The sequence below is a fragment of the Actinoallomurus sp. CA-142502 genome, assembly GCF_050936355.1.
GTDB classification, from domain to species: Bacteria; Actinomycetota; Actinomycetes; order Streptosporangiales; family Streptosporangiaceae; genus Actinoallomurus; species Actinoallomurus iriomotensis.
Window position 1 is genome coordinate 4,133,727 of the sequence record NZ_JBNJMY010000001.1, and the last position, 13,298, is coordinate 4,147,024.

9 protein-coding genes are annotated in these 13,298 nt (G+C 70.6%); all 9 read left to right on the plus strand.

What is annotated here, in order from left to right:
- Window positions 1-33: 33 nt before the first annotated feature.
- The 9 genes from ACQEV1_RS20030 (at window position 34) to ACQEV1_RS20070 (ending at window position 13,296) form a co-directional block, all read left to right on the plus strand.
- On the plus strand, window positions 34-867 hold the full coding sequence (locus tag ACQEV1_RS20030) for a DsbA family protein (protein WP_285616770.1): 834 nt from the start codon (window positions 34-36) through the stop codon (window positions 865-867).
- A 110-nt stretch (window positions 868-977) separates the two neighbouring features.
- Window positions 978-2,135, plus strand: coding sequence for a prolipoprotein diacylglyceryl transferase (gene lgt, locus ACQEV1_RS20035; protein ID WP_433395143.1), 1,158 nt, complete (start codon window positions 978-980; stop codon window positions 2,133-2,135).
- Window positions 2,136-2,151: 16 nt separating this feature from the next.
- A complete protein-coding gene (locus ACQEV1_RS20040) occupies window positions 2,152-2,880 on the plus strand; it encodes a VIT1/CCC1 transporter family protein (protein WP_285566407.1) in 729 nt (242 codons plus the stop codon).
- 93 nt (window positions 2,881-2,973) lie between these two features.
- Window positions 2,974-3,750 (plus strand): hypothetical protein, encoded by a 777-nt coding sequence (locus ACQEV1_RS20045; protein ID WP_433395146.1) that lies wholly within the window; start codon window positions 2,974-2,976, stop codon window positions 3,748-3,750.
- A gap of 4 nt (window positions 3,751-3,754) precedes the next feature.
- Window positions 3,755-4,918 (plus strand): hypothetical protein, encoded by a 1,164-nt coding sequence (locus ACQEV1_RS20050; RefSeq protein WP_433395148.1) that lies wholly within the window; start codon window positions 3,755-3,757, stop codon window positions 4,916-4,918.
- A gap of 154 nt (window positions 4,919-5,072) precedes the next feature.
- Window positions 5,073-6,065 (plus strand): hypothetical protein, encoded by a 993-nt coding sequence (locus ACQEV1_RS20055; RefSeq protein WP_285616767.1) that lies wholly within the window; start codon window positions 5,073-5,075, stop codon window positions 6,063-6,065.
- 415 nt (window positions 6,066-6,480) lie between these two features.
- A complete protein-coding gene (gene gltB, locus ACQEV1_RS20060) occupies window positions 6,481-11,025 on the plus strand; it encodes a glutamate synthase large subunit (RefSeq protein WP_433405930.1) in 4,545 nt (1,514 codons plus the stop codon).
- A gap of 13 nt (window positions 11,026-11,038) precedes the next feature.
- Complete coding sequence (locus tag ACQEV1_RS20065) at window positions 11,039-12,502, plus strand: glutamate synthase subunit beta (protein WP_433395150.1); 1,464 nt, start codon at window positions 11,039-11,041, stop codon at window positions 12,500-12,502.
- A gap of 221 nt (window positions 12,503-12,723) precedes the next feature.
- Entirely contained in the window at window positions 12,724-13,296 is a 573-nt protein-coding gene (locus ACQEV1_RS20070) for a YceI family protein (protein ID WP_433395152.1), read from the plus strand.
- Window positions 13,297-13,298 lie beyond the last annotated feature (2 nt).

The window sequence follows — 13,298 nt, forward strand, 5'->3', positions numbered from 1 at the left end:
CCACAGCTTCCACGAATTTTCAGAGGAGACCAGATGAGTAAGGCCGCTCGACAGCGGTCGGCCCGCGAGCGGCTGGCGGAGGAACGCAAGAAGCAGGCGCAGAAGCAGCAGCGGATGCGCCGGCTGATGATCACCCTCAGCGGGCTGGTCGTCGTGGCGTTGGCCGTGGTCATCACGGTGTACTTCGTCAACAAGAAGGACGCGGGCTCCTACACCGGTGCGCTCGCCCCCACGACCCGTCAGGCCGACGGGGCGATCCTCGCGTCCAAGCCGGGGGCCAAGGCGCCCAAGCTGGAGCTGTTCGAAGACTTCCAGTGCCCGATCTGCCATGAGTTCGAGAAGTCCAGCGGCGCCACGATCAAGCGGCTCGCCGCGGAGGGCAAGGTCAACGTCCTCTACTACCCGTTCTGGCTGTTCAAGCAGCAGGCCGAGCCGATCAAGGGCAACTCCCAGCGCGCCGCCAACGCGGCACTGTGCGCGCCGGCGGACAAGTGGATCCAGTACCACGACGCGATCTACAAGCACCAGCCGGCCGAGGGCTCGAACGGCTTCTCGAACAAGGACCTGATCGGGTGGGCCAAGGACCTCGGGTTCGACACCCCGCAGTTCGAACAGTGCGTCAACGGCGGCCAGAAGCAGAGCCAGATCGACAGCATGACGAACTACGCCGAGCAGACCCGCCAGGTGACCGGCACGCCGACCGTCTTCCTCAACGGCCAGTCGGTGGACCTCAACAGCACGCTGCTCAACGCGAAGAACCTTGAGAAGGCCATCCTCGCGGCCAAGCCGGTGGACATCTCACCGAGCCCGACGGCGAGCGGTTCGGCGACTCCGTCCACGAGCCCGTCCGCGACGCCCAAGAAGTAACGAACGCGACGAATGCCCCGTTGTCGGCCGGTCGTGCACCGGCCGACGACGGGCACTTCGCCACCTGATCGTCATCGCCCCGTACCCCAAGGCCGGTAGTGTCACATCCCATGCAGCAGCCGCTCGCCTCGATTCCCAGCCCGTCTCAAGGGGTCGTCCATCTCGGGCCCCTGCCCCTGCGCGGATACGCCCTGATGATCATCCTCGGGGTGATCGTCGCCGTATGGCTCGGGGAGCGGCGCTGGGTCGCGCGGGGCGGCACCGCCGGCACCGTCGTGGACATCGCGGTCTGGGCGGTCCCCTTCGGACTCGTCGGCGGCCGCCTCTACCACGTCATCACCGACTACCAGCTCTACTTCGGTAAGAACTGGCACCCCGTCGGGGCCCTGGAGGTCTGGAACGGCGGCCTCGGCATCTGGGGCGCCGTCGCCGCGGGCGCGCTCGGCGCCTACCTCGGCTGCCGTCGCCGCGGCATCTCCCTGCGCGCCTTCGCCGACGCCGCCGCGCCGGGCATCGCGCTGGCCCAGGCCATCGGCCGCTGGGGCAACTGGTTCAACCAGGAGCTGTACGGCCGTCCCACCAAGCTTCCATGGGCCGTGAAGATCGACCCCGCGCACCGTCCGGCGAATACCCCGGACATCGCCACGTACCACCCCACGTTCCTGTACGAGTCGCTGTGGTGCATCGGGGTGGCCCTGCTGGTCATCTGGGCGGAGAAGCGGTTCCGCCTGGCGTACGGCCGCACCTTCGCGCTGTACGTCGCGGCCTACACGGTCGGCCGGGCGTGGACCGAGTGGCTGCGCGTCGACCCCGCCCACCACGTCCTCGGCCTGCGCCTGAACGACTGGACCGCGCTGATCGTCTTCCTCGGCGCGGCCGCCTACATGTACTTCTACCGCGACCGTACGGAGATCCCCGAGGGCGCCGTCGGCGCGCCCGCGCCGGAGACCGAGCCCGGATCCGAGCCGGAGATCGAGCCGGAGACCGAGCCGGAGACCAAGTCCGACGCCGAGCCCGGATCCGAGAGCGTGGCCGCCGCCGGGGCTGAGGAGCCCGTCGAGGAGGAGGCCTCCGAGAAGGCTCCCGAGGAGGAGCCCGGCGAGGAGGAGCCCGACGCCGAGGCGTCCGACGACGCCGAGACCCCTGAGGTCGCCGACGCCGAGGACGAGGCCGAGCCGGACGGCGAAGACGCCGACAAGGACGCCGGCAAGGACGACGGCAGGGAGAAGGCCTCGACCGGCGCGGAGCCGGGCGAGGGAAAGCAGTGACCCCCGGGGGGAGTACATGAGTGCCGTCGAGGGGGCGGCGAGCCGCCCGCGCGCCGAGATCCACCATGAGCACCGTGACGTCACCGGCGGATGGCTGCGTCCGGCCGTGTTCGGTGCCATGGACGGCCTGGTGTCCAACTTCGCCCTGATCGCGGGGGTGGCCGGCGGTCGCGTCCACCATCAGGTGATCGTGCTCACCGGTCTGGCCGGGCTGGCGGCCGGCGCGTTCTCCATGGCGGCGGGGGAGTACATCTCCGTCGCGTCCCAGTCGGAGCTCGCGCAGGCCGAGATCGAGGTCGAACGCCGCGAGCTGGAGCACAACTCCGAGGCGGAGGAGCTCGAGCTCGCCCAGCTGTACGAGGCGCGCGGCCTGGACCCGGAGCTGGCCCGTGAGGTCGCCCGGCAGCTGTCCCGCGACCCCGAGGAGGCCCTCGGCGTCCACGCCCGCGAGGAGCTCGGCATCGACCCCGGCGACCTGCCGTCGCCGGTGCTCGCCGCCGGGTCCTCGTTCCTGTCGTTCGCGATCGGCGCGTGCCTGCCCGTCCTGCCCTACCTCCTGGGCGCGGAGAGCCTGTGGCCGGCCGCGGCGCTGGCGGCGATCGGGCTGTTCGCGGCGGGAGCGCTGGTCTCGCGGGTGACGGCGCGGTCGTGGTGGTTCGGCGGGCTGCGGCAGCTGGCCCTCGGAGGTGCCGCGGCGGCCCTCACTTTCGGGGTCGGATCCCTGATCGGCACGAACACCGTCTGACGTGCGATAACCCTTCCTCGGGCGGCCGGGCGGGGTGAGGCTCCCGGCCGATATGGACTTGCCGGGGTCCGACCTTCGCTAAGCTCACCGCTCGTGAGCGAGATGGGATACGTCGACGCCGAGGAGCGGGAGCGGAAGCCCTCGCGCAGGCGCCGTCCGGCACGTGGGTCCAACCGCAACCTTCTGATCATCGGTGGTGCGGCGGTGGTCGTGCTCATCGTGGTCGTCGTCATCGCCGTGGTGACGATGGGCGGCGGTGACGACAAGAAGGGCCAGGCGGCCGCCGCCGCGCGGGTGACGCCGAAGGTGTACGTCAACACCCCGGCCAACTCGCTGGTCAACAAGCTCAACGAGCGCAGCAAGGACAAGCGCCCGCTCAACAAGAGCGAGGTCTTCGGCGACGACGCCAAGTCGGTCAGCCACGGCAACTACCACTTCACGCTGGTGGGCTCGCAGCTGTCGGACTGCGCCTCGGTGACCTGGGGCCAGGAGCTCCAGAACGACCTGCGCAAGTACGGCTGCACGCAGGTGGCGCGCGGCGCGTACGTCAGCCAGGACAAGAAGTACCTCGGCCAGTTCGTCGCGATGAACCTCGAGCAGCTGCAGGGCGCCGAGCAGATCGTCCGCGACCTCGACCCGAACAGCAAGGCCGGTTTCGTCTCCCCGCTGGCCGCCCAGGGCGCCGAGAACTTCGGTAGCGGGTTCAGCGCGGCCTACAGCCAGTCCTTCGGCCACTACGTGGTCATCAGCTGGGTCGAACGGGCCGGCGGCGCGCAGCCGCAGACCATGAACGAACTGCTCGACGCGAGCATCGCCATCGAGAGGGCCGACGACTTCGTCTGGGAGCGGCTCGTCCTCGCCGGCGGTTAGCGGGATGGCCGGTCGGATCGGCCCACGGCGGAGCCGGGATGGGCGCCGCCGCGGAGGGCCCCCGCCGCCGTACGAGGGAGCCCCTCCGTACGACGGAGGGCCGCCCCCGTACGAGGAGGCCCCTCCCTACGGCGGAGGCTTCCCGCCCCGGTACGACGGAGCGCCGCCCTACGAGGGCGCGCCCGAGTACGAGGAGGCGCCGCCGTACGGCGAAGCACCCCCGTACGACGCGGCGCCGCCGTACGGCCACGAGCCCCGTTACGACGCGGGCCCGCCGTACGGTGAGGAGCTCCCGTACGACGCGGCGCCGCCGTACGGCCACGAGCCCCGTTACGACGGGGCTCCGTCGTACGGCGAGGAGCCCCCGTACGACGCGCCCCTTCACCAGGACGGGCCGCACGACGAGGAGGCTCAGGGACCGCCGCGACGCCGCCCGCCACGGCGTGCGGAGTTCCCGCCCCTCGCCTACTTCGTCGCCGCCGGTGTCGTCGTGCTCGTCGCCGTGATCGTGGTGGTCGCCGTGACGGTCTTCGGCGGTGACGACGGCAAGCCCGGCACGGCGCCGCCGCCCTCGGTGGCGAACGTGCGCACCGAAGGGCCGGGCGCGTCCGCGTACTCCCAGGCGGCCTCGACCGCGGCGTTCAACGCGATCGCCGACCGTAGGAAGGACGCCAAGCCCCTCACCGCGGCGGAGGTCTTCACCCCCAAGAAGATCACCGATGACGACGCGAAGGCGACGCTGAAGCTGACCGCCTCCGAGCTGGACGCGCAGTGCCTGTCGTCCGTCTGGGGTACCCGGCTGGCCGGGGTGCTCCAGCAGGCTCGTTGCACCCAGGTAGCGCGCGCCACCTACTCCGACGACCGGTTCGCCGCGATGGTCACGATCTTCAACCTGGCCGACGCGCGTGGCGCCGACCAGGTGGTCGCCCAGGCCGACCCGCGCACGGGCGGCGGCTTTCCGCTCGTGCCGCCTCGTTCGGTGGCGTTCGGGCGGGCCTTCAGCACGGCGCGCGGCGTCGCGATGGGCCACTACGCGGTGATCACCTGGGTGCAGCGCACGGACGGTTCGGGCGACGAGAGCGACGCCGCGCTGCTGTCCCTGCTGGTCACCACGGGCCGCCCCAACGCCGTGCTCATACGCGCGACCGGTACGGGTCAGCACTCCTAGGGATTTCCCGGAGCCCACGGCCCACCGGGGAACGAGGAACTCCCGAGCCCGGCACGCCGCGAACAACAGGGCGGGAACACGGCAAACGCCGCGAACCACGCTCTAAGCTCTATGCCAACCACCGACGCGCGGTGTGTTCCCCCGAGGAGATCCGATGAGTTACCCCTACCCGCCGATGGATCCTGGCCAGCCGCCCTCCGGAGGCCAGCCGTGGGGCACTCCTCCGCCGGGTGGGTACGGGACGCCGCCGGGTGGGGGCTACCCGCAGTCGCCGATCTCGGGCTGGCAGGGACCGGAGACGCTGCCGGGCGGTCCGCCCATGGGCCAGCCCCCGATGGGGCAGCCGCCGATGGGCCAGTTCCCTCCGCCCAAGAAGAGCAGCGCGGGCCTCATCACCCTCGCGATCGTCGGTGCGCTGATCCTCGTCGGCGGTGTGCTGGGCGGGGCGTACTACCTGGCCGCCTCCGGGGGCAGCGACGGTGACGAGGCGTCCTCCAGCGCCTCGGCGACACCGCGTAGCTCGTCCTCGGGCGGAGCGCCGCCGGCCGCCTCGAGCGGCGCGGGCAAGCCGGTGACCTACAACTCGATGAAGTCCTGGTCGCTGTGGGACTCCCTGAACACCGCGAGCAAGGACTCCAAGCCGCTGACCCTCGATGAGGTGTTCGCCGACCCCGAGGCCAAGTCGTACAAGGACAGCAGCGACAACACCGTCTTCAACGTCCAGGGCACGGGCCGGCTCGACACCAACTGCGTCGGCACCGTGTCGGGCTCGGCGCTGCAGACGGCGCTGCAGGGCTACGGCTGCACCCAGGTGGTCCGCGCGGCGTACGTGTCGGCCGACCAGAAATGGGTGGGGCAGATGGCGATCTTCAACCTGAAGGACGTCACCTCGGCCAACGCGTTCATCGACGATCTCGACCCCAAGGCGAACAAGGGCTTCTTCCTGCCCGTCACCGGTCCTTCGCCGGTGGACAAGTTCGGCACGTCGACGACGGGCGCGGAGAGCGGCGCGTACGGTCACTTCGTCGTGGTCGGCTGGGCCGGGCGCGCGGACGGCGGCCACGGCGACAGCTACGGCATCGACACGATCAGCCCCAGCTCGACGGTGCTCCAGGCGGGCAAGCAGTTCCTCTTCCACCGCCACTGATCTCCGTCCGGCGCGGCCCCCGCTTTTCGGTCTTGTCCTTTGGGGCCCGCCGGCGCCCGGCGCACCGGCCGCCGGGCGTGGCAGGAGGGCTCCCGGGATCCGGCGGCGCGGCTGGGCGTGACCGCGGCATCGTCCGAGGCAGGAGAGCGCATGCGGACGGTAAAGTGGCACCTGATGCGCCAGGCGGCCGCCGTCCGGGGGAGTGATCGGCATCACCGTGCCGACTCGCTTTTCGGGGGAATTTATCCGTGTACGCCGTGCATTGAGGCTGGATGGGCGCAGTTAAGTAAGTTTCGCGATCATGTCGCGTCGGGGATGAAACAGACAGTGCTGTAACCTCTAGTCACCGCAGCAGGGCCAACGTCGTCCCAAGACTGCACTGATGAAGGAGCAGACCGAGACGACGGGAGGGCTGATGGTGCCTGCCGCCATGACTCCAGGTCAAGGACGCGTTGAGCGTCAGGGCCTTTACGACCCGGCCAACGAGCATGACGCCTGTGGCGTCGGCATGGTCGCTGACCTGGGCGGACGTAAGAGCCACGATATCGTGGTCAAAGCCTTGACCGTCCTGCGGAACCTCGATCACCGTGGCGCCAAGGGCGCCGAGCCCGACGACGGCGACGGTGCGGGGATCCTCACCCAGATCCCGGACGAACTCTTCCGCGAGGCCGTGGACTTCACGCTGCCCGAGCTCGGCGCGTACGCCGCGGGCATCGCGTTCCTGCCGGCCGACGCGGGCGAGCGCGCCGAGGCCGTCGAGACGATCGAGCGGATCGCCGACGAAGAGGGCCTCACCGTCCTGGGCTGGCGGGAGCTGCCGTACGACCCGCACTTCTGCGGGCCCACGGCGCGCCGGGTCATGCCGCACTTCGCCCAGCTGTTCCTCACCGCGCGCAGCGGCGCACGCGAGCTGGAGCTGGACCGCGTCGTCTTCTGCGCCCGCGAGCGCATGGAGCAGGACGCGCGGGTGTACTTCCCGAGCCTGTCCAGCCGCACGATCGTCTACAAGGGGATGCTGACCACTCCGCAGCTGGAGCCGTTCTTCCCCGACCTGTCCGACCGGCGGTACGCCAGCGCGATCGCCCTGGTGCACTCGCGGTTCTCCACCAACACCTTCCCGGCCTGGGAACTGGCCCACCCGTACCGCTTCATCGCGCACAACGGTGAGATCAACACGGTCAAGGGCAACCGCAACTGGATGCGGGCGCGGGAGGCGCTGCTGTCCTCCGACGTCCTCGCGGGCGACCTGTCGCGGATCTTCCCCGTCATCGACATCGACGCCAGCGACACCGCCTCGTTCGACGAGTGCCTCGAACTGCTCCACCTCGGCGGCCGGTCGCTGCCGCACGCGGTGCTCATGATGATCCCCGAGGCCTGGGAGAACCACGCGGAGATGGACCCGGCGCGCCGGGCCTTCTATGAGTTCCACTCCACCCTGATGGAGGCCTGGGACGGCCCGGCCAGCGTCACCTTCACCGACGGCACCGTCGTCGGCGCCGTGCTCGACCGCAACGGCCTGCGCCCGGGACGCTTCTGGGTCACCGACGACGGCTTCGTCGTCCTGGCCAGCGAGGCCGGCGTGCTCGACATCGAGCCGTCCAAGGTCGTCCGCAAGGGCCGCCTGCAGCCCGGCCGGATCTTCCTCGTCGACACCGCGCAGGGACGCATCGTCGAGGACGACGAGATCAAGGCCGAGCTGGCCGCCGAACACCCGTACGAGGAGTGGCTGCACGCCGGGCTGATCCGCTTCGAGGAGCTGCCGCAGCGCGAGCTGCAGCACACCACGCACGAGACCCTGGTCCGGCGCCAGCAGATCTTCGGCTACACCTCCGAGGAGCTGAAGATCCTCCTCGCGCCGATGGCGCGCACCGGCGCCGAGCCGATCGGCTCGATGGGCACCGACACGCCCCCGGCCGTGCTGTCCAGCCGCTCGCGTCAGCTGTTCGACTACTTCAAGCAGCTGTTCGCGCAGGTCACCAACCCACCGCTCGACGCGATCCGCGAAGAGCTGGTGACGAGCCTGCAGTCCACCCTCGGCCCGGAGGGCAACCTGCTCGCGCCCGGCCCGCACTCGTGCCGGCGGCTCGTGCTGCCCACGCCGATCCTCGACAACGAGGAACTGGCCAAGATCCTCCACGTGAACGACGAGGGCGACCTGCCCGGGTTCGCCCCGTACGTGGTGTCCGGCCTGTACGACGTGGCCGGCGGGGGAGCGGCGCTGTCGCAGCGGCTCGAGGAGATCTGCGACGAGGTCTCGGCCGCGATCGAGAACGGCGCGCGCATCCTCGTGCTGTCCGACCGCGGCGCCGGGCACTCCCGCGCCCCGGTCCCGTCGCTGCTGCTCACCGGCGCGGTCCACCACCACCTGATCCGTGAGAAGAGCCGTACCCGGGTCGGCCTGGTCGTCGAGACCGCCGACGCCCGCGAGTGCCACCACATGGCGCTGCTCATCGGGTACGGCGCGTCCGCGGTCAACCCCTACCTCGCCATCGAGACGGTCGAGGACCTGGTGGAGGCCGGCGACCTCGCCGTCGACCGGACCACCGCGGTGCGCAACCTGGTCAAGGCGTACGGCAAGGGCGTACTGAAGATCATGTCCAAGATGGGCGTGTCCACGGTCGCCTCCTACACCGGCGCGCAGATCTTCGAGGCGATCGGCCTGGGCGCCGAGGTCATCGACGAGTGCTTCGCCGGCACCACCTCCCGGCTGGGCGGCGTCGGCTTCGACGTGCTCGCCGAGGAGGTCGCCCAGCGGCACCGGCGCGCGTACCCGCCGAACGGCAACGGGCCCGCGCACCGCACCCTGGAGGTCGGCGGGGAGTACCAGTGGCGCCGCGAGGGCGAGCACCACCTGTTCAACCCCGAGACGGTCTTCAAGCTCCAGCACTCGACCCGCACCCGCCGCTACGAGCTGTTCAAGGACTACACCCGGCTCGTCGACGACCAGGCGGCCCGGCTGATGACCCTGCGCGGGCTGTTCGAACTGCGCGAGGGCGCACGGCCGCCGGTGCCGATCGAGGAGGTCGAGCCGGTCGAGTCGATCGTCAAGCGGTTCTCCACCGGCGCGATGTCCTACGGCTCCATCTCCGCCGAGGCACACGAGAACCTCGCCATCGCGATGAACCGCATCGGCGGCAAGTCCAACACCGGCGAGGGCGGGGAGGACCCCGAGCGGTTCATCCCGGACGGCAACGGCGACCTGCGCCGTTCGGCGATCAAGCAGGTGGCCTCCGGCCGGTTCGGCGTGACGTCGGAGTACCTGACCAACGCCGACGACCTGCAGATCAAGATGGCCCAGGGGGCCAAGCCCGGCGAGGGCGGCCAGCTCCCGGCGCACAAGGTGTACCCCTGGATCGCCAAGACCCGGCACTCCACACCCGGCGTCGGCCTTATCTCGCCGCCGCCGCACCACGACATCTACTCCATCGAGGACCTCGCCCAGCTCATCCACGACCTGAAGAACGCCAACCCCGCGGCGCGCGTGCACGTCAAGCTCGTCGCCGAGGTCGGCGTCGGCACGGTCGCGGCCGGCGTGTCCAAGGCGCACGCGGACGTCGTGCTCATCTCCGGCCACGACGGCGGCACCGGCGCCTCACCGCTGACCTCGATCAAGCACGCCGGCGCGCCCTGGGAGCTCGGCCTCGCCGAGACCCAGCAGACGCTGCTGCTCAACGGCCTGCGCGACCGCATCGTCGTGCAGACCGACGGGCAGATGAAGACCGGCCGCGACGTGGTCATCGCGGCGCTGCTCGGCGCCGAGGAGTTCGGTTTCGCCACCGCGCCCCTCGTCGTGTCCGGCTGCGTCATGATGCGCGTCTGCCACCTCGACACCTGCCCGGTGGGCGTCGCGACCCAGAACCCGGAGCTGCGCAAGCGCTTCAGCGGCAAGCCGGAGTTCGTCGTCAACTTCTTCGAGTTCATCGCCGAAGAGGTGCGCGAGTACCTGGCCGCGCTCGGCTTCCGCAGCATCGACGAGGCGATCGGCCACGTCGAGCTGATCGACACCGCCAAGGCCGTCGACCACTGGAAGGCCTCCGGCCTGGACCTCACGCCGATCCTGCACAAGCCGGACCTGCCCGAGGGCACGCCGCTGCGCAACACCACCGGCCAGGACCACGGCCTGGAGAAGGCACTGGACAACACGCTGATCCAGCTCGCCGAGGGCGCCATCGCCTACGGGCACGCCACGAAGCTGGAGATGCCGGTCCGCAACGTCAACCGCACCGTCGGGACCATGCTCGGCCACGAGGTCACCCGCAAGTGGGGGGCCGGCGGACTGCCCGACGACACGATCGACATCACCTTCACCGGATCGGCCGGTCAGTCGTTCGGCGCCTTCGTCCCGCGCGGCGTCACGCTCCGCCTCATCGGCGACGCCAACGACTACCTCGGCAAGGGCCTGTCCGGCGGGCGCATCACCGTACGGCCGCCCGCCGACTCGCCGTTCGCCGCCGAAGAACAGATCATCGCCGGCAACGTCATGCTGTACGGCGCCACCTCCGGCGAGGCGTTCATCCGCGGGGTCGTCGGTGAGCGGTTCTGCGTCCGCAACTCCGGCGCCACCGCTGTCGTCGAGGGCGTCGGCGACCACGGCTGCGAGTACATGACCGGCGGCCGGGCGGTCGTGCTCGGCCCGACCGGCCGCAACTTCGCGGCCGGCATGTCCGGCGGCATCGCCTACGTGCTGGACCTGCACCGTGAACGCATCAACCTGGAGATGGTCGACCTCGAACCGCTGGAGGAGGACGACCGCGCGTACCTGCGCGACATCGTCACCCGCCACCACGCCGAGACCGGCTCGGAGGTGGCCGCCGGGCTGCTCGCCGACTGGGACGCGGCCGTGACGCGCTTCGGAAAGATCATGCCGCGCGACTACAAGCGTGTGCTGACCGCACGGGCCAGGGCCGAGGCCGAGGGCCGCGACATCGACGAGGCGGTCATGGCCGCCAGCAACGGGTGAAGGGGGAGACGACATGGCCGACCCGAAGGGGTTTTTGACCCATCAGCGCGAGCTCCCGAATCGTCGCCCGGTCGACGTGCGGATCCGTGACTGGCGCGAGGTGTACGAGGACTTCCCCGAAGGCTCGCTGAACAAGCAGGCGGCACGCTGCATGGACTGCGGCATCCCGTTCTGCCACAACGGCTGCCCGCTGGGGAACCTCATCCCGGAGTGGAACGACCTGGTCCACCGGGGCACGTGGCGCGAGGCGATCGAACGCCTCCACGCCACGAACAACTTCCCGGAGTTCACCGGCCGGCTCTGCCCGGCGCCGTGCGAGTCCGCGTGCGTGCTCGGCATCAACTCCGACCCCGTCACGATCAAGCGGGTCGAGGTCGAGATCATCGACCGGGCGTTCGCCGAGGGCTGGGTGACGCCGCAGCCGCCCGCGGCCCGTACGGGCAAGAAGGTCGCGGTGATCGGCTCCGGCCCGGCCGGGCTGGCCGCCGCCCAGCAGCTCACCCGCGCCGGCCACGACGTCGTCGTGTACGAGCGCGCCGACCGGATCGGCGGGCTGCTGCGCTACGGCATCCCCGAGTTCAAGATGGAGAAGGCGCATCTGGACCGGCGGCTCGCGCAGATGCGCGCCGAGGGCACCGAGTTCCGCACCTCGGTCAACGTCGGCGTCGACGTGACCGCCGAAGAGCTCCGCGCGTCCCACGACGCCGTGGTGCTGGCCGGCGGCGCCACCGTCTGGCGCGACCTGGCCGTCCCCGGCCGCGAGCTGGACGGCGTCCACCAGGCGATGGAGTACCTGCCGCCGTCCAACCGGGTCCAGGAGGGCGACCTGGCGGCCTCACCGATCAGCGCCGAGGGTAAGAACGTCGTCGTCATCGGTGGCGGCGACACCGGCGCCGACTGCATCGGCACGGCCGTACGCCAGGGCGCGCGCTCCATCACCCAGCTGGAGATCATGCCGCGGCCGCCCGAGGCGCGGCCCGCGGGCCAGCCGTGGCCGACCTACCCCATGCTGTTCAAGATGGAGTCGGCCCACGAAGAGCTGCACGGCATGGGCGGCGACCGCGCCTACGCGGTGAACACCCTGGAGTTCGTCGGCGACGAGAACGGCCACGTGAAGGCCCTGCGCGTCGTCGAGGTCGAGGGCCCGGAGACCCGCTTCAAGCCGATCCCCGGCACCGAGCGGGAGATCCCGGCCGAGCTGGTCACGCTCGCCATGGGCTTCCTCGGCCCGCAGCGCGAGGGACTGCTCGACCAGCTCGGCGTCGAGCTGGACCAGCGCGGCAACGTCGTACGCGACGGCGCGTACGCCACCTCCGTCGACGGCGTCTTCGCCGCCGGCGACATGGGCCGAGGCCAGTCGCTGATCGTCTGGGCGATCGCCGAGGGCCGCTCCGCGGCGGCCGGCGTCGACCAGTGGCTCATGGGCCGCACCGCCCTGCCGACCGCGATCCCGCCGACCGCACGGCCGCTCGTCTGATCGACACCTGACGCCCTGCCGCGCCCTCCGGGGTACGGCAGGGCGTCTGTCATTTCACGGTCTCGCCGGCGCCGAAATCCCCCTGTCGTGGCGGAAGTACGGACAGACCGACCACTTACCACGAGTGCCCTCTGTGACGCGAATCGACGGTTGATGTGCGTTCTTGCCGCCGTTTCAACTACCCTGGTGCGCTCTACAGCGCGGCTTCGGGAAAGAAGGACATGACGGAGACCATCACCGCACCGGAGATCACCGCCGGCACCTGGCGGATCGATCCGGACCACTCGGAGATCACCTTCAGCGTCCGGCACTTGATGACGACCGTGCGCGGCGTGTTCACCGAGTTCGGCGGACGCATCGACATCGCCGACGACGTCTTCGCCTCCACTGCCGGCGCCGAGATCGTCATCGCCTCCATCGACACGAGGAACGCCGAACGCGACGAGCTCATCCGCTCCTCCCAGATCCTCGACGCGGCGAACCACCCGGCCATGACCTTCGCGACGACCGCCGTCGCCCCCGCCCGCACCGGCCGCCGGGCCCGTCATCCCCGCTACACCGTCGACGGCGACCTGACGATCCGCGGCGTCACCCGCCCGGTCAGCCTGCTCACCGAGTTCCACGGCGCCGGCACCGACCAGCGGGGCGGCCTGCGGGCCGGCTTCACCGCCTCCACCCGCATCTCGCGCTCCGACTACGGCATCGAGTTCAACGTCCCGCTGCAGGGCGACCGGCTCATGCTCGGCGACGAGATCGAGATCGGCCTGGAGATCCAGGCCGTGCACGGTTTTTGACC